Origin of the sequence: Paenibacillus lentus (assembly GCF_042714055.1) — a bacterium.
Lineage (GTDB): Bacteria > Bacillota > Bacilli > Paenibacillales > Paenibacillaceae > Fontibacillus > Fontibacillus lentus_A.
In genome coordinates, this window is the sequence record NZ_JBHGVC010000016.1 from 71,646 (window position 1) to 86,923 (window position 15,278).

The window sequence follows — 15,278 nt, forward strand, 5'->3', positions numbered from 1 at the left end:
CGAAGAAACGAGTTTCTTCCATATATATGTGCCATTAAAATTCCGAGAAAAATGTATAATATTTTGCTTGCATTACATCTACCTTTTCTATATAATAGTGAATGTTGTTCTGTGACTGTGCGATGATGTGAGAGGTTACTGACACACCCGGCCCCTTTGCCATGGGAGGGGTGTTGGAAAATTTTCACGGAGTATGTCCGATAATAAATTGGGCGATAGAAGGAGGGACTAAAATGGCAAAGCAAAAAATTCGTATTCGTTTGAAAGCTTATGATCACAGAATTCTTGATCAATCCGCAGAGAAAATCGTTGAAACGGCAAAACGTTCTGGTGCTGGTGTATCCGGACCGATTCCGCTTCCAACCGAGAAACAAATCATTACTGTTCTCCGTGCGGTACACAAGTACAAGGATTCCCGGGAGCAATTCGAAATGCGGACGCACAAACGTCTGATCGACATTGTGAACCCGACTCCACAAACTGTGGATGCCTTGATGCGCTTGGACCTGCCGTCCGGTGTAGATATCGAAATCAAATTGTAATATCAATCGTAAGTCGATTAGGAAAGGAAAAGAGGTGTCAACATGAAAGGTATCTTAGGGAAAAAACTCGGAATGACTCAAGTGTTTACCCCGGAGGGAATTGTTATTCCTGTAACGGTAATCGAGGCTGAGTCCAACATCGTTTTGCAGAAGAAAGATGCAGACAACGATGGTTATGAAGCAATCCAAATCGGTTATGCCGATAAGAAAGAAAGCAGAGCTACCAAACCTGAAGTAGGTCATGCTAAAAAGGCGAATACAGCACCTAAGCGCTACGTTCGTGAAATTCGCGGTGTTGATTTGGCAGGATATGAAGTTGGCCAAGAGGTCAAAGTTGATATTTTTGCTGAAGGCGAATTTGTTGACGTAACAGGTATTTCTAAAGGTAAAGGATTCCAAGGTAATATCAAACGCTGGGGTCAAAGTCGCGGGCCTATGTCTCACGGTTCCCGTTACCATCGTGGGCCGGGTTCCATGGGTTCCATCCAAGCCAACCGTGTTCCTAAAGGCAAAAAACTGCCAGGACATATGGGTAGTGAAACAGTGACGATTCAAAATCTTGAAGTCGTTCGCGTGGATGCTGAGCGCAACGTATTGCTGATTAAAGGATCCATTCCAGGTCCTAAAAATAGCGTAGTGAAAATCAAACAAGCGGTTAAAAAATAATCGCCTTTAAAGAAAGGAGGAACAAGAAATGCCTAAAGTAGCACTTTATAATGTCAGTGGTAGCCAAGTGGGCGAAGTCGAATTGAATGACGCGGTATTCGGTATTGAGCCGAACGTTCACGTTCTTCATGACGCAGTTGTTATGCAGCGCGCTTCCCTGCGTTTGGGTACTCATAAAGTAAAAGGACGCTCCGAAGTACGCGGAGGCGGCCGTAAACCATGGAAACAAAAAGGCACAGGTCGTGCTCGTCAAGGTTCGATCCGCTCCCCGCAATGGGTTGGCGGTGGAATCGTGTTTGGTCCGACTCCACGCAGCTATGCGTACAAATTGCCTAAGAAAGTTCGTCGTTTGGCGATCAAATCGGCTCTTTCTTCGAAAGTGATCGATCAAGACATTATCGTACTGGATGCGCTCAGCCTGAACGCTCCTAAGACGAAAGAGTTTGCAGCGATTCTGAACAACCTGAAAGTAGATCGCAAAGCATTGATCGTAGCTCCTAGCTATGATGATAATGTGGCGTTGTCCGCACGCAACATCCCAGGTGTTAAATTCGTTGCAGCTGACGGCATTAATGTTCTTGACGTGCTGACGCACGACAAACTGATCATTACGAAAGAAGCAGTTCAGAAGGTAGAGGAGGTGCTCGCGTAATGAAGGATCCTCGTGATATAATTAAACGTCCAGTGATTACGGAACGTACGGCTGATTACATGGGAGAGAACAAATATGTTTTCGAAGTAGACATTCGTGCGAACAAGACCGAAATCAAACAAGCTGTAGAAGCGATCTTTAATGTAAAAGTGAGCAATGTGAATACGTTGCGTGTTCCTGGTAAGCCGAAACGTTACGGACGCCACTTCGGGTATACTCCTGAATGGAAAAAAGCATTCGTTACGCTGACAGCTGACAGCAAACCGCTTGAATTTTTTGAATCGGTATAATAGAACGTTAGAGCAAGGAGGGAAAAACAGTGCCAATTAAAAAGTATAAACCGACATCTCCGGCTAGACGGAATATGTCTGTATCCACTTTTGAAGAAATTACTACGGATCGTCCGGAGAAATCGTTGCTTGCTCCACTGAGCAAAACGGCTGGACGCAACAACCACGGTAAAATTACGGTTCGCCACCACGGTGGAGGACATAAACGTAACTATCGTATCATCGACTTCAAACGCAATAAAGATGGAATTCCAGGTCGCGTTGCTACAATCGAGTATGACCCGAATCGGACTTCCAACATCGCTCTGATCCACTATGTTGACGGCGAGAAACGCTACATTTTGGCTCCGAAAGGACTGAAAGTAGGCGACATGATCGAGTCAGGACCTGGGTCTGACATCAAAATCGGTAATGCTCTTCCTTTGGAGAACATTCCAGTAGGTACAGTTATCCACAACATTGAACTTCAACCAGGCAAAGGCGGACAACTCGTTCGTGCTGCGGGTACAGAAGGTCAATTGCTCGGTAAAGAAGAGAAATACGTATCCGTTCGCTTGTCTTCAGGCGAAGTTCGTAAAATCCTTAAAGTTTGCCGTGCAACTATTGGATCTGTAGGTAACCAAGACCATGAATTGATCAAGATCGGTAAAGCCGGTCGCGGTCGTTGGCTCGGCAAGCGTCCTTCCGTACGCGGTGTCGTCATGAACCCTAACGATCACCCACACGGTGGTGGTGAAGGTCGCGCGCCAATCGGACGTAAGTCTCCGCTTTCTCCATGGGGCAAACCGACGCTTGGTTACAAAACGCGTAAAAAAGGCAAAGCTTCTGATAAATATATCGTTCGCGGCCGCACGAAGTAATCCGCTGCTAGCGGATCACTTCCTGGTCACGATAATAGAGGATATCAACAGCTGGCATAAGCCGGCTTATGCCCGAAAGAGATGAAGTCATTTTCAAAGTGGCGAAGGGAGGAAAAATACATGAGTCGCAGTCTGAAAAAGGGGCCATTCGTAGATGGTTACCTGCTAAAGAAAGTGGAAGAAGCGAGCGCATCGAACAAAAAGGTAGTTATCAAAACTTGGTCCCGTCGCTCCACGATTTTCCCGCAATTCATTGGGCAAACGTTCGGTGTATATGATGGCCGCAAGCATGTTCCGGTATATGTTACTGAGGATATGGTCGGACATAAACTCGGCGAGTTTGCTCCAACCCGTACCTATAAAGGTCATACGGACGACGATAAGAAAACGAGACGTTAAGGGATAAGTTCTTCGTTTGAGAGGAGGTAACACACTATGGAAGCTAAAGCACATGCAAGGTCCATCCGTATTGCTCCGCGGAAAGCAAAATTGGTTATCGATTTGATCCGTGGCAAGCAAGTTGGCGATGCTATCGCGATTCTCCGCCACACGCCAAAGGCGGCTTCCCCGATCGTGGAGAAGCTTTTGAATTCGGCAATTGCGAACGCTGAGCATAACTATTCTCTGGATGTAAATAAATTGGTTGTTACGGAAGCGTACGTAAACCAAGGTCCTACAATGAAACGTTTCCGCCCGCGGGCAATGGGACGTGCAAGTCGGATCAACAAACGCACCAGTCACATTACTTTGGTGGTATCCGAAAAATAAGGAGGGAAAACGCGTGGGCCAAAAAGTAAATCCGGTCGGACTACGAGTAGGGATTATCCGTGATTGGGAATCCAAATGGTACGCAGGCAAAGATTTCGGTGATCTTTTGCTTGAAGACGTGAAAATTCGTGAGCACCTGAAAAATAAACTGAAAGACTCCGCGGTATCTCGGATCGAAATCGAGAGAGCGGCTAATCGTGTGAATGTAACGATCCATACTGCCAAGCCGGGCATGGTTATCGGTAAAGGCGGTTCGGAAGTTGAAAACCTGCGTAATCAAATTACGAAAATCGCAGGCGGCAAAAAAGTTCACATCAATATCTCTGAAATCAAAAACCCTGATCTTGACGCGATTCTAGTCGCTGAAAGCATCGCACAACAATTGGAGCGTCGTGTTTCTTTCCGTCGTGCGCTGAAACAAGCGATTCAAAGAACAATGCGTTCCGGTGCAAAAGGGATCAAAACAGCAGTCAGCGGTCGTCTTGGCGGTGCTGAGATTGCTCGTTCAGAAGGCTACAGTGAAGGAACTGTTCCACTTCATACGCTTCGTGCTGACATCGACTACGGTACGGCTGAAGCTCATACGACCTATGGACGTCTTGGCGTAAAAGTATGGATCTATCGTGGAGAGGTTCTTCCTACGGCTAAGAAACAACAAGCTGCCCAGGAAGGAGGCAATTAATCATGTTGGTACCTAAACGTGTAAAACACCGCAAGCAACAGCGCGGTAGTTTGAGAGGTCAAGCTAAAGGCGGAACTGAACTGAACTTCGGTGAATACGGCCTGCAAGCTCTTGAGCCTACATGGATTACGAACCGCCAAATCGAGGCTGCGCGTATTGCGATGACTCGTTACATCAAACGGGGCGGTAAAGTATGGATCAAAATTTTCCCTGACAAGCCAATCACTCAAAAGCCTCTTGAAGTGCGGATGGGTAGCGGTAAAGGTAACGTTGAAAAATGGGTTGCAGTTGTGAAACCAGGCAAAATCATGTTTGAGCTTGCTGGTGTACCCGAGGAAATCGCTCGTGAAGCTATGCGGCTTGCCGCTCACAAACTGCCAATCAAAACAAAGTTTGTGAAACGTGAAGAATTGGGTGGTGAAGCAAATGAAAGCTAATGAACTTCGCAACTTAACCACTGCTGAAATCGAACAAAAAATCGCGGGTTTTAAGGAAGAGCTTTTCAACCTCCGTTTTCAATTGGCCACCGGCCAGCTCGATAACCCGACTCGGATCCGTGACGTGCGGAAAGATATAGCTCGTGCTAAAACCATTTTACATGAAAGAGAACTTGGTATTACTAGCTAATACTGCGCTCCACGTAAGCGAAGCGCCTAAGTCCAGGAAGGAGGCTAACCATGAGCGAACGCAATGCCCGTAAAGTTCAAGTTGGTAAAGTTGTCAGTGACAAAATGGATAAAACCATCGTTGTAGCTGTTGAGACTTACAAGAAGCATGATTTGTACCATAAACGCATTAAATATACGAAAAAATTTAAAGCGCATGATGAGAACAATACTGCAAAAATTGGTGATACGGTTAGAATCGTCGAAACTCGTCCGCTGTCCAAAGACAAGCGTTGGAGACTCGCAGAAATCATCGAAGCAGCGATTATTATCTAACAGCATGGCAGCTTAAACTGAAAGGAGGAAATAACCATGATTCAAGCATTCTCACGATTGCATGTAGCCGACAACTCCGGTGCGAAGGAATTGATGTGTATCCGCGTTCTAGGTGGTACTGGTCGTCGTTCAGCGCATATTGGAGATCTGATCGTTTGTTCCGTAAAACAAGCAACACCAGGCGGCGTTGTCAAAAAAGGTGACATCGTTAGAGCGGTAATCGTTCGTACAAAACGTTCCGTTCGTCGTAAAGACGGTTCTTACATCTCGTTTGACGAAAATGCAGCGGTTGTTGTTAAAGACGACAAAAGCCCACGCGGCACACGTATTTTCGGACCTGTTGCTCGTGAACTTCGCGATAAAGATTTCATGAAAATCATTTCCTTGGCTCCGGAAGTTATCTAGTACGTATGTGAAACAGGAAGTTCGACGAAACAGGAGGTGTAAAGAATGCCTAGACTGAAAAAGATTCTGGAATCCCATAACAATAAACTGCACGTCAAAAAAGACGACACGGTCATCGTGATTACCGGTAAAGACAAAGGCAAGAAAGGCCGCGTCATCGCTGCGTATCCTCGCGAAAACCGAGTGCTTGTGGAAGGCGTGAACATGGTTAAGAAGCACCAAAAACCTAATCAGCTGAACCCGCAAGGCGGAATTATTGAGAAGGAAGCTCCGATTCACGTTTCGAACGTTATGCACGTTGATCCTAAGAGCGGAAGCGTAACCCGTATCGGTTACAAAGTATTGGACAACGGCAAGAAAGTTCGTATCGCTAAAAAATCGGGTGAAGTGATCGACTAATCCAGTAACGCAAAGAAAGGAGGTCCATGATTCATGGCAGCAAGATTGAAAGAACGCTTTTTGAATGAAGTAACGCCTGCTTTGATTCAAAAATTCAACTATACGACGGTAATGCAAGTGCCTAAAGTCGAGAAGGTTGTAATCAACATGGGTGTTGGTGAAGCTGTAGCTAACTCGAAAATACTTGATTCCGCGGTTAACGATATGCAACTGATCTCCGGACAAAAACCGGTTATCACTCGTGCGAAGAAATCCATCGCTGGATTTAAACTTCGTGAGAACATGCCAATCGGAGTGAAGGTAACCCTTCGCGGCGAGCGCATGTACCATTTCCTCGACAAACTGTTCAACGTAACGCTTCCGCGTGTACGTGACTTCCACGGTGTGTCCAACAAAGCGTTTGACGGACGTGGTAACTACACGCTTGGCCTTAAAGAACAATTGATTTTCCCTGAGATCGAATACGATCAAGTGGATAAAGTTCGCGGTATGGACATCGTTATTGTAACGACGGCTAAAACGGATGAAGAGTCTCGTGAATTGCTCACTGGACTGGGAATGCCTTTTGTAAAGTAAGATAGATCGTAATGAATTCTCCGAAACTATTTAGGAGGTGTCAGGCTAAGTGGCAAAAACTTCGATGAAAGTTAAACAACAACGCGCACCAAAATTTAAAGTACGGGCGTATACCCGTTGTGAGCGTTGCGGTCGTCCACATTCGGTACTGCAAAAGTTTAAAATATGCAGAATTTGTTTCCGTGAATTAGCTTATAAAGGCCAGATTCCTGGCGTGAAAAAAGCAAGCTGGTAAACAATCAACAACGGGAAGGAGGTTTACACGTATGACTATGTCAGATCCAATTGCAGATATGCTTACTCGTATTCGTAACGCGAACACGGTTCGTCACGAAACGGTGGAACTGCCTGCCTCAACGATCAAGAAACAAATCGCCGAGATTTTGAAGCGTGAAGGCTTTATCCGCGATGCAGAATATATCGATGACAACAAACAAGGGATGATCCGTCTTTTCCTGAAATACGGTTCTAACAATGAGCGCGTCATTACTGGCTTGAAGAGAATCAGTAAACCAGGTCTTCGCGTATACACGAAGAGCAACGAAGTTCCTCGTGTGCTAGGCGGATTGGGAATCGCGATTATTTCCACTTCCAAAGGAGTTATGACCGACAAAGAAGCACGTCAGTCTAAAGCCGGCGGCGAAGTTGTCTGCTACGTTTGGTAATTAACGTCACAAAACAAGGAGGTGCAGCAAATGTCTCGAATTGGTCGTAAACCAATTACAGTACCAAGTGGTGTGGATATCACACTCGATAATAGCGTAATTACGGTAAAAGGACCGAAAGGTACTTTGACTCGTGAGCTTCATAAGGACATGAAAGTAACCGTTGAGAACAATGAAATTACGGTTGAGCGTCCTTCTGATCATAAAACACATCGTTCCCTGCACGGTACGACACGCAGTGTAGTGAGCAACATGGTGAGCGGAGTAACTGAAGGTTTCACCAGAAATCTTGAGCTGGTTGGGGTCGGATACCGCGCAAGCAAATCCGGAGAGAAGCTCGTACTCAACGTAGGGTACTCCCATCCGGTAGAGATTACTCCAGAACCAGGCATTACGTTTGAAGTTCCTTCTAACACGAAAATCATCGTTAGCGGAATTAACAAAGAGCGCGTTGGAGAATACGCTGCTAAAATTCGTTCCGTACGCGAGCCTGAGCCGTATAAAGGCAAAGGGATTAAGTATGAAGGTGAACGTATTATTCGTAAAGAGGGTAAAGCCGGTAAGAAGAAATAACTTTCTTCTTAGCGGACCAATCCTTCTGGCGAGTTGAACGATATGTGTGTGTTTAGGTAAACCGAAGGGAGTGAAATGGAAGTCATGATTACTAAAGCTGATAAGAACAAAGCTCGTCTGAAAAGACATTTGCGCGTACGGAGAAAAATCGAGGGAACGGCTGTTCGTCCGAGATTGAACGTATTCCGTTCTTCCAAACATATTTATGCACAGCTTATCGATGATGTGGCTGGGGTAACTCTCGCATCGGCATCGACGCTTGACAAAGAATTGAGCGAAGGCATCAGCAACGGCGGCAACGTGGAGTCTGCTCGTAAAGTTGGCGAACTGATCGCTAAACGCGCTCAAGATAAAGGCTTCAAGAACGTCGTGTTTGACCGCGGAGGATATTTGTATCATGGACGTGTTCAGGCGCTGGCTGATGCAGCTCGCGAAGCAGGCCTTGAATTCTAAAATAATGACTAAAAGGAGGTTAACGACTTGCGTGTAGATCCGAATACTTTAGAACTGACTGAAAGAGTTGTAAATATTAATCGCGTAGCTAAAGTAGTAAAAGGCGGACGCCGTTTTAGTTTCAGTGCGCTAGTAGTTGTCGGGGACGGCAAAGGCTGGGTTGGCGCTGGGATCGGTAAGGCAGGCGAAGTTCCTGATGCGATTCGCAAAGGAATTGAAGATGCCAAGAAAAACCTTGTATTCGTTCCACTCGTAGGAACGACAGTCCCTCACCAAGTGATCGGGCATTTCGGCGCTGGCCGCGTGCTTCTGAAACCGGCATCCGAAGGTACCGGGGTTATCGCAGGCGGACCAGTTCGTGCAGTGCTTGAACTTGCTGGCGTAGGCGACATTCTAACAAAATCTTTAGGTTCTTCGAATTCTATCAACATGGTTAACGCGACTTTGGAGGGCTTATCCCGTCTGAAACGCGCTGAAGATGTTGCGAAATTACGCGGTAAATCCGTCGAAGAACTTCTCGGTTAAGGAGGGAATCTCATGGCAAAGCTGCAAATTACCCTCGTACGTAGTTTGATCGGCACATCGGAGAAACAACGCACGACCGTTCAAACGTTGGGACTTCGTAAAATCAACCAATCCGTGGTTCAACAAGACAATCCTGCCATTCGTGGTATGATTAATCATGTAAGCCATCTGGTATCCGTTGAAGAAATCCAAGGATAACTCCCTGACAAGTATTAGCGGATTTCGCTATTGAATTATAATGGTGAACCCTCGGGTTACTGTTATTCGCAAGTGAAACAATAAATAAGGAGGTGCAACGAACGATGAAGTTACATGAGCTTTCCCCTGCTCCAGGTTCCCGCAAAGAACGCAAACGCGTTGGACGCGGTACAGGAAGTGGTATGGGTAAAACATCAACTCGTGGTCACAAAGGTCAAAATGCTCGTTCCGGCGGCGGTGTCCGTCCGGGCTTCGAAGGCGGTCAAAACCCGTTGTATCGTCGCTTGCCTAAACGCGGATTTACGAATCCAACGCGGAAAGAGTATGCGATTGTGAACACCCAGGAATTGAACAACTTTGCGGCGGATACAGAGGTTACTCCTGAGCTGTTGTTTGAACAAGGAATCGTGAAGAACGCAAAAAGCGGTATCAAGATTCTTGGCAACGGTGAAATTACTGTCAAACTGACGGTTAAAGCGAATAAGTTCTCTCAATCCGCGGTAGAGAAAATCGAGGCTGCCGGCGGTAAAACCGAGGTGATCTAATGTTTAAAACGATGAAGAACATATGGCACGTTAAAGATCTGCGTACCCGTATTTTGTTCACTCTCTTCGTATTTATTATTTATCGGATCGGTACGTTTGTTCCGGTTCCGGGTGTTAATAAGGAAGTGTTTGAACAAACGAACGCGGCGGGGAGCGATTTGCTCGGGCTATTGAACACCTTCTCGGGCGGCGCGCTGCAGAATTTCTCGATTTTTGCAATCGGGATTTTCCCTTATATCACAGCCTCCATTATCATGCAGCTTCTAGCTATGGACGTTGTTCCTAAGCTGGCAGAATGGGCGAAACAAGGCGAGCATGGCAAAAGAAAAACGGCTCAAGTCACTCGTTATGCAACGGTTGTCTTGGCCATCATTCAAGCCTTTGCGACTTCGATCGGTTTCAACCGTTTGTATGGTACTGAGATGGTGCCCAACGCCACGTTTGGGGATTATATGTTAATCGCGATTGTATTGACTGCGGGTACGTCATTCCTGATGTGGCTTGGTGAGCAAATCACGGAAAAAGGGATCGGCAACGGTATTTCGCTGATTATTTTTGCGGGTATCGTCGCTTCGATGCCTACTCATATCCAAACGATCGCGATGTCTGATTTCATTGTTCCAGGCCAACTGTTCATGAACATCGTCAAAGCGATTGCGATTGTGATCGTGTTCGTGCTGATTGTGATCGGTGTTATTTACATCCAACAAGCGATACGCAAAATTCCGGTGCAATACGCTAAGCGGGTTGTCGGAAATAAAATGTATGGCGGGCAGAACACGCATATTCCGCTCAAAATCAACGCAGCGGGCGTTATTCCAGTTATCTTCGCTTCATCCCTGTTGCAGTTTCCAGTAGTCATTGCAAGCTTCTGGTCAACACATGCTTGGGCACAATGGATCAGCAGCAATATGAACATTGACCGTCCGCTGGGTATCGTGTTGTATGTCGTCATGATTATTGGATTCACGTTCTTCTATACTTTCGTACAGATGAACCCGCAGCAAATGGCAGATAACATGAAGAAGAATGGCGGCTACATTCCGGGGATTCGTCCGGGGAAAACGACGGCCACTTATCTGACTCGGGTTCTGTCCCGATTGACGATGACGGGTGCTCTCTTCCTCGCCTTTATCTCCGTATTACCGGTTATTCTCGGCGCATTGGCTGGATTGCCGCGCAGTGTTCAAATCGGTGGTACGTCCATTCTGATCGTTATCGGTGTTGCGCTTGATACGATGAAGACGATTGAAGGGCAATTGATTAAACGTCACTATAAAGGCTTCATTAATAAATAGGGGATAGGTTCCAGGATTGAGCTTGGTTAACGAACTCTCCTGGCGCCTATTGTTCTGTTTTCTTAGCGAAGTGAACCAGTCTCGAAGGGAGTGCTTGACATGAACATTTTATTCATGGGACCTCCTGGAGCGGGAAAAGGAACACAAGCAGAGGCGATCGTTAACGAATTTGGCATTCCCCATATTTCAACAGGCGATGCATTTCGTCTGGCGATCAAGCAGGGAACACCTGTTGGGCTAAAAGCCAAGGAGTATATCGATCAAGGCCTGCTGGTACCTGATGACGTAACGGTTGGTATCGTTCGCGAGCGACTTCAGCAGTCCGATTGCGAAAAAGGTTTCTTATTGGACGGATTTCCAAGAACCCTTTCGCAAGCGGAAGCGCTGGAGGAGCTGCTTAGCGAATTGAACCGGAAGCTTACGCACGTCATCAACCTGAAAGTGGATCGTAACAAATTGCTGGCTCGTCTTACGGGACGACGGATTTGCAAATCTTGCGGCTCTACTTATCATGTGATCTTTAATCCTCCTAAACAGGAAGGTGTTTGCGATAAGTGCGGCGGAGAATTGTACCAACGTTCTGACGATAATGAAGAGAGCGTAGGCACACGGCTGGACGAATATATCAATAAGACGGCGCCACTTCTTCAGTTCTATGAAGAGAAGGGGCTGCTGCGCGAAATTGATGGAGAACAGGAAATCGATACGGTAACGAAAGAAATCGTATCTTTACTGCGAGGTTAAGTAATGATCATTTGTAAATCCGAAACGGAACTAGGCTTTATGAGAGAAGCAGGGCGGATCGTCGCGGAGACGCACAGGCTCATGGCACAATCGATTGAGCCCGGGATTACGACGGGGGAACTCGATCAGATTGCTGATAAGTACATTCGCAGTCAAGGCGCGGTGCCGTCTTTCAAAGATTACAACGGCTTTCCTTACAGCATTTGCGCTTCGGTTAACGAAGAATTGGTACATGGATTTCCCGGCAAACGCAAACTGAATGAAGGCGACATTATCAGTCTTGATATCGGTGCGGAGTATCGTGGCTATCATGGAGACTCGGCATGGACTTATCCGGTTGGCGAGATTTCCGATGAGGCGAAGAAGCTTCTCGAAGTCACTGAAGGATCTCTCTTTGCTGGACTTGAGCTCGTCAAACCAGATGTTCGCTTATTCACGATATCGCATGCTATACAGCGTTACATTGAAGATGCAGGATTCTCGGTCGTTCGGGAATATGTCGGTCACGGCATTGGAGCGAAACTTCACGAGGAGCCACAAATTCCGAATTACGGTATTCCAGATCGTGGGCCGCGCCTGAAGCCAGGTATGGTTCTAGCTATCGAACCGATGGTCAACGTGGGTAAGCGGTATGTAAGAACGCTGGAAGATAATTGGACAGTCGTTACAGTTGACGGCTCGCTCTGCGCTCACTTTGAGCATACCGTAGCAGTTACGGCTGACGGTATGGAAATTCTCACTAAGCTGGACGTGTAGGCGATGAAGGTGGATCACCGCTCAGAAGCCAAGGTCGGCCAAATGGTGAGAGTATTGAAGGGCAAGGATGCCGGGACGGTTGCTGTTGTTGTAGCGATTGTGGACACCAAGTTCGTACTTATCGCCGATGGGAACAAACGAAAGTTTGATCAGCCCAAACGGAAGAATGTACAGCATCTCGAACTTTCGCCAATCATTAGCAGCGAGGTTGTTCACAGTTTGCAGGAAAGCGGACGGGTAACTAACGCAAAGCTGCGTCACGCAGTGCATGCATTTGTTAAATCCGCCAATTTAAATGCTGAAGAGAAAGGAGACTGACTGTGGCTAAGGAAGATGTCATTGAAGTCGAAGGTGTAGTTATAGAACCACTGCCGAATGCTACTTTCAAAGTTGAGCTTGAGAACGGTCATCAAATTCTCGCTCATGTTTCCGGTAAGCTGCGGATGCATTTCATCCGTATTCTGACGGGAGATAAAGTGGTTGTTCAACTATCACCGTACGATCTAACAAAAGGTCGTATTACTTACCGTAAATAGATACCATACCAATTATAACAATTGTGTGGTATGATATTCAGGTTGAGTAAGTTTATCATCGCAAAGAGTTTTTGCGATGATCTGTGGAACGAAGTTTTCTCAAACCAGTTTTACATTCGTAAAACTAAGCTAATCCTTACGAAGAGAGTTTTGCTTCGCAAAACTTTAGGGAGGTAATCAACATGAAGGTAAGACCTTCTGTGAAGCCTATTTGCGAGAAATGCAAAGTCATTCGTCGCAAAGGCAATGTTATGGTAATCTGTGAAAATCCTAAGCACAAACAAAAACAAGGTTAATAGAAGGGGGTGTAGCGTAAAATGGCTCGTATAGCTGGTGTGGATTTACCACGTGACAAACGCGTTGAGATCGCCTTGACTTACATTTTCGGAATCGGTAAAACGACTTCCCAGAAAATCCTGAGCACAACAGGCATCAATCCGGACACTCGTGTTCGTGATTTGACGGAAGATGAGGTTAGCAAACTACGCGAAACGATCGACAAAGAGGTTAAGGTAGAAGGTGACCTGCGTCGTGAAATTTCCTTAAATATTAAACGTTTGATCGAAATTGGCTGCTACCGTGGTGTACGTCATCGTCGTGGCCTGCCTGTTCGCGGACAACGTACGAAAACGAATGCCCGTACTCGTAAGGGTCCTCGTCGTACAGTAGCGAACAAGAAGAAATAAGAAGGGAGGATAACAGACAATGGCTAAACCAAAAAAAGTCGTACGTACTAAACGTCGTGACCGTAAAAATATTGAGACCGGTGTGGCACATATTCGCTCCACCTTCAACAATACGATTGTAACGATTACGGATCCGCATGGTAATGCGATCTCTTGGGCCAGCTCCGGCGGCCAAGGGTTCAAAGGTTCCCGTAAATCTACTCCATTTGCTGCTCAAATGGCTGCAGAAACAGCTGCTAAAGCGGCAATGGAACACGGCATGAAATCTGTCGAGGTTATGGTTAAAGGTCCTGGAGCCGGCCGTGAAGCCGCTATCCGTTCCCTGCAAGCGGCAGGCCTCGAAGTCAACATGATCAAAGACGTGACTCCAATCCCGCATAACGGTTGCCGTCCTCCAAAACGCCGTCGTGTTTAATGAAGTTGCATAAAGTGTGGTATAACAACATTGCAACTTGGTAACAATGGTTGTTTAGGCATACTACATGATACACTTCAGGAGACATGGCTGTTTTTAGGAACGACGTTTTGAAGGAGGGGTAATTTCGTGATAGAAATCGAAAAGCCGAAAATTGAGACCGTAGAAGTTAACGATGATGGCACCTATGGGAAATTTGTAGTAGAACCACTTGAGCGTGGGTATGGCACCACTCTGGGTAACTCGCTGCGTCGGATTTTGCTCTCTTCTCTACCGGGTGCAGCGGTAACCTCGGTCCAGATCGATGGCGTTCTGCATGAATTTTCGACCGTTCCGGGTGTAATGGAAGACGTTACGGAGATCATTCTGAATCTGAAAGCTCTCTCTCTCAAAATCCATTCGGACGAGGAGAAAATCCTTGAGATCGATGCGGAAGGCGAAGGAGTTATTACGGCAGGTGATATCCGTGCGGATAGCGATGTAGAAATTCTGAATCCCGATTTGCATATAGCTACGCTAGAGCCGGGATCCAGACTTCACATGCGCATATTTGCAGGCCGGGGCCGCGGTTACGTTCAGGCAGATCGGAATAAACGAGATGATCAACCAATTGGTGTCATTCCTGTTGATTCGATCTATACCCCGATTGCACGTGTCAACTACGTTGTAGAGAATACGCGGGTTGGCCAAGTGACCAACTACGACAAGCTGACGCTTGAAGTGTGGACAGACGGCAGTATCAAACCAGAAGAAGCGGTAAGCCTCGGAGCCAAAATTTTAACTGAGCACCTCTATTTGTTCGTGGGTCTCACGGACGAAGCGAAGGACGCGGAAATCATGGTTGAGAAGGAAGAAGATAAGAAAGAGAAAGTGCTTGAGATGACCATCGAAGAGCTGGATCTTTCTGTTCGTTCTTACAACTGCCTCAAACGTGCCGGTATCAATACGGTGCAAGAGCTGACGACGAAAACCGAAGAAGATATGATGAAGGTTCGTAACCTCGGACGCAAATCTTTGGAGGAAGTTCAAGAGAAGCTGGATGAGCTTGGGCTCGGACTTCGTACGGAAGAATAGATTGCTTGAATCGTTTTAGCGAAGGAGGG

General features: G+C 46.5%; 30 protein-coding genes. All 30 read left to right on the forward strand.

Going from position 1 to position 15,278, the window contains the following annotated elements:
* Positions 1-233 precede the first annotated feature (233 nt).
* Positions 234-542: a 30S ribosomal protein S10 gene (gene rpsJ / locus ACE3MQ_RS24300; protein WP_006037947.1), complete on the forward strand. Its 309-nt coding sequence runs from the start codon at positions 234-236 to the stop codon at positions 540-542.
* A 42-nt stretch (positions 543-584) separates the two neighbouring features.
* A complete protein-coding gene (rplC, locus tag ACE3MQ_RS24305; RefSeq protein ID WP_379397650.1) occupies positions 585-1,208 on the forward strand; it encodes a 50S ribosomal protein L3 in 624 nt (207 codons plus the stop codon).
* Between the two features lie 28 nt (positions 1,209-1,236).
* Complete coding sequence (rplD, locus tag ACE3MQ_RS24310; RefSeq protein WP_155613352.1) at positions 1,237-1,860, forward strand: 50S ribosomal protein L4; 624 nt, start codon at positions 1,237-1,239, stop codon at positions 1,858-1,860.
* Positions 1,860-2,150 carry a 50S ribosomal protein L23 gene (rplW, locus tag ACE3MQ_RS24315; RefSeq protein WP_379397652.1) on the forward strand — a complete coding sequence of 97 codons (291 nt, stop codon included), beginning with the start codon at positions 1,860-1,862 and terminating at the stop codon, positions 2,148-2,150. Before rplD ends, rplW begins: the two co-directional genes overlap by 1 nt.
* Before the next feature lie 29 nt (positions 2,151-2,179).
* Positions 2,180-3,010, forward strand: coding sequence for a 50S ribosomal protein L2 (gene rplB, locus ACE3MQ_RS24320; RefSeq protein ID WP_379397654.1), 831 nt, complete (start codon positions 2,180-2,182; stop codon positions 3,008-3,010).
* A 120-nt stretch (positions 3,011-3,130) separates the two neighbouring features.
* Entirely contained in the window at positions 3,131-3,409 is a 279-nt protein-coding gene (gene rpsS, locus ACE3MQ_RS24325) for a 30S ribosomal protein S19 (RefSeq protein ID WP_379397656.1), read from the forward strand.
* A 36-nt stretch (positions 3,410-3,445) separates the two neighbouring features.
* Positions 3,446-3,778 (forward strand): 50S ribosomal protein L22, encoded by a 333-nt coding sequence (gene rplV, locus ACE3MQ_RS24330; protein WP_019635773.1) that lies wholly within the window; start codon positions 3,446-3,448, stop codon positions 3,776-3,778.
* A gap of 13 nt (positions 3,779-3,791) precedes the next feature.
* Positions 3,792-4,460 carry a 30S ribosomal protein S3 gene (rpsC, locus tag ACE3MQ_RS24335; protein ID WP_110931221.1) on the forward strand — a complete coding sequence of 223 codons (669 nt, stop codon included), beginning with the start codon at positions 3,792-3,794 and terminating at the stop codon, positions 4,458-4,460.
* Positions 4,461-4,462: 2 nt separating this feature from the next.
* Positions 4,463-4,897, forward strand: coding sequence for a 50S ribosomal protein L16 (rplP, locus tag ACE3MQ_RS24340; protein WP_110931222.1), 435 nt, complete (start codon positions 4,463-4,465; stop codon positions 4,895-4,897).
* Positions 4,887-5,087: a 50S ribosomal protein L29 gene (gene rpmC / locus ACE3MQ_RS24345; protein WP_019635776.1), complete on the forward strand. Its 201-nt coding sequence runs from the start codon at positions 4,887-4,889 to the stop codon at positions 5,085-5,087. Before rplP ends, rpmC begins: the two co-directional genes overlap by 11 nt.
* A 50-nt stretch (positions 5,088-5,137) precedes the next feature.
* Positions 5,138-5,401: a 30S ribosomal protein S17 gene (rpsQ, locus tag ACE3MQ_RS24350; protein WP_110931223.1), complete on the forward strand. Its 264-nt coding sequence runs from the start codon at positions 5,138-5,140 to the stop codon at positions 5,399-5,401.
* Positions 5,402-5,437: 36 nt separating this feature from the next.
* Positions 5,438-5,806: a 50S ribosomal protein L14 gene (gene rplN, locus ACE3MQ_RS24355; RefSeq protein WP_110931224.1), complete on the forward strand. Its 369-nt coding sequence runs from the start codon at positions 5,438-5,440 to the stop codon at positions 5,804-5,806.
* Positions 5,807-5,851: 45 nt separating this feature from the next.
* Entirely contained in the window at positions 5,852-6,205 is a 354-nt protein-coding gene (gene rplX / locus ACE3MQ_RS24360) for a 50S ribosomal protein L24 (RefSeq protein ID WP_110931225.1), read from the forward strand.
* A 33-nt stretch (positions 6,206-6,238) separates the two neighbouring features.
* On the forward strand, positions 6,239-6,781 hold the full coding sequence (rplE, locus tag ACE3MQ_RS24365) for a 50S ribosomal protein L5 (protein WP_379397662.1): 543 nt from the start codon (positions 6,239-6,241) through the stop codon (positions 6,779-6,781).
* 49 nt (positions 6,782-6,830) lie between these two features.
* Positions 6,831-7,016, forward strand: coding sequence for a type Z 30S ribosomal protein S14 (locus ACE3MQ_RS24370; RefSeq protein WP_010348808.1), 186 nt, complete (start codon positions 6,831-6,833; stop codon positions 7,014-7,016).
* Between the two features lie 31 nt (positions 7,017-7,047).
* Positions 7,048-7,446 carry a 30S ribosomal protein S8 gene (gene rpsH / locus ACE3MQ_RS24375; RefSeq protein WP_379397664.1) on the forward strand — a complete coding sequence of 133 codons (399 nt, stop codon included), beginning with the start codon at positions 7,048-7,050 and terminating at the stop codon, positions 7,444-7,446.
* 30 nt (positions 7,447-7,476) lie between these two features.
* Positions 7,477-8,019 carry a 50S ribosomal protein L6 gene (gene rplF, locus ACE3MQ_RS24380; protein WP_379397666.1) on the forward strand — a complete coding sequence of 181 codons (543 nt, stop codon included), beginning with the start codon at positions 7,477-7,479 and terminating at the stop codon, positions 8,017-8,019.
* An 84-nt stretch (positions 8,020-8,103) separates the two neighbouring features.
* Positions 8,104-8,472 (forward strand): 50S ribosomal protein L18, encoded by a 369-nt coding sequence (gene rplR, locus ACE3MQ_RS24385; protein ID WP_379397668.1) that lies wholly within the window; start codon positions 8,104-8,106, stop codon positions 8,470-8,472.
* A gap of 27 nt (positions 8,473-8,499) precedes the next feature.
* Entirely contained in the window at positions 8,500-8,997 is a 498-nt protein-coding gene (rpsE, locus tag ACE3MQ_RS24390; RefSeq protein ID WP_110931228.1) for a 30S ribosomal protein S5, read from the forward strand.
* A 12-nt stretch (positions 8,998-9,009) separates the two neighbouring features.
* Positions 9,010-9,195: a 50S ribosomal protein L30 gene (gene rpmD / locus ACE3MQ_RS24395; RefSeq protein WP_110931229.1), complete on the forward strand. Its 186-nt coding sequence runs from the start codon at positions 9,010-9,012 to the stop codon at positions 9,193-9,195.
* A gap of 104 nt (positions 9,196-9,299) precedes the next feature.
* Complete coding sequence (gene rplO / locus ACE3MQ_RS24400) at positions 9,300-9,740, forward strand: 50S ribosomal protein L15 (protein WP_110931230.1); 441 nt, start codon at positions 9,300-9,302, stop codon at positions 9,738-9,740.
* Complete coding sequence (gene secY, locus ACE3MQ_RS24405) at positions 9,740-11,038, forward strand: preprotein translocase subunit SecY (RefSeq protein ID WP_379397672.1); 1,299 nt, start codon at positions 9,740-9,742, stop codon at positions 11,036-11,038. The genes rplO and secY overlap by 1 nt, the downstream gene beginning before the upstream one ends.
* Before the next feature lie 99 nt (positions 11,039-11,137).
* On the forward strand, positions 11,138-11,782 hold the full coding sequence (locus ACE3MQ_RS24410; RefSeq protein ID WP_379397674.1) for an adenylate kinase: 645 nt from the start codon (positions 11,138-11,140) through the stop codon (positions 11,780-11,782).
* A 3-nt stretch (positions 11,783-11,785) separates the two neighbouring features.
* The gene (gene map / locus ACE3MQ_RS24415) at positions 11,786-12,538 is read left to right on the forward strand and encodes a type I methionyl aminopeptidase (RefSeq protein WP_379397676.1); all 753 of its coding nucleotides are present in this window, start codon (positions 11,786-11,788) and stop codon (positions 12,536-12,538) included.
* 3 nt (positions 12,539-12,541) lie between these two features.
* Positions 12,542-12,856, forward strand: coding sequence for a KOW motif-containing protein (locus ACE3MQ_RS24420; protein WP_379397678.1), 315 nt, complete (start codon positions 12,542-12,544; stop codon positions 12,854-12,856).
* A 2-nt stretch (positions 12,857-12,858) separates the two neighbouring features.
* Complete coding sequence (gene infA, locus ACE3MQ_RS24425; protein WP_059040336.1) at positions 12,859-13,074, forward strand: translation initiation factor IF-1; 216 nt, start codon at positions 12,859-12,861, stop codon at positions 13,072-13,074.
* A gap of 182 nt (positions 13,075-13,256) precedes the next feature.
* Positions 13,257-13,370, forward strand: a complete 114-nt coding sequence (gene rpmJ / locus ACE3MQ_RS24430; RefSeq protein ID WP_003333770.1) for a 50S ribosomal protein L36 — start codon at positions 13,257-13,259, stop codon at positions 13,368-13,370.
* 21 nt (positions 13,371-13,391) lie between these two features.
* A complete protein-coding gene (gene rpsM, locus ACE3MQ_RS24435; RefSeq protein ID WP_108467033.1) occupies positions 13,392-13,760 on the forward strand; it encodes a 30S ribosomal protein S13 in 369 nt (122 codons plus the stop codon).
* Positions 13,761-13,779: 19 nt separating this feature from the next.
* Positions 13,780-14,175, forward strand: coding sequence for a 30S ribosomal protein S11 (gene rpsK, locus ACE3MQ_RS24440; protein WP_110931236.1), 396 nt, complete (start codon positions 13,780-13,782; stop codon positions 14,173-14,175).
* A 129-nt stretch (positions 14,176-14,304) separates the two neighbouring features.
* Entirely contained in the window at positions 14,305-15,249 is a 945-nt protein-coding gene (locus ACE3MQ_RS24445) for a DNA-directed RNA polymerase subunit alpha (RefSeq protein ID WP_125082124.1), read from the forward strand.
* Positions 15,250-15,278 lie beyond the last annotated feature (29 nt).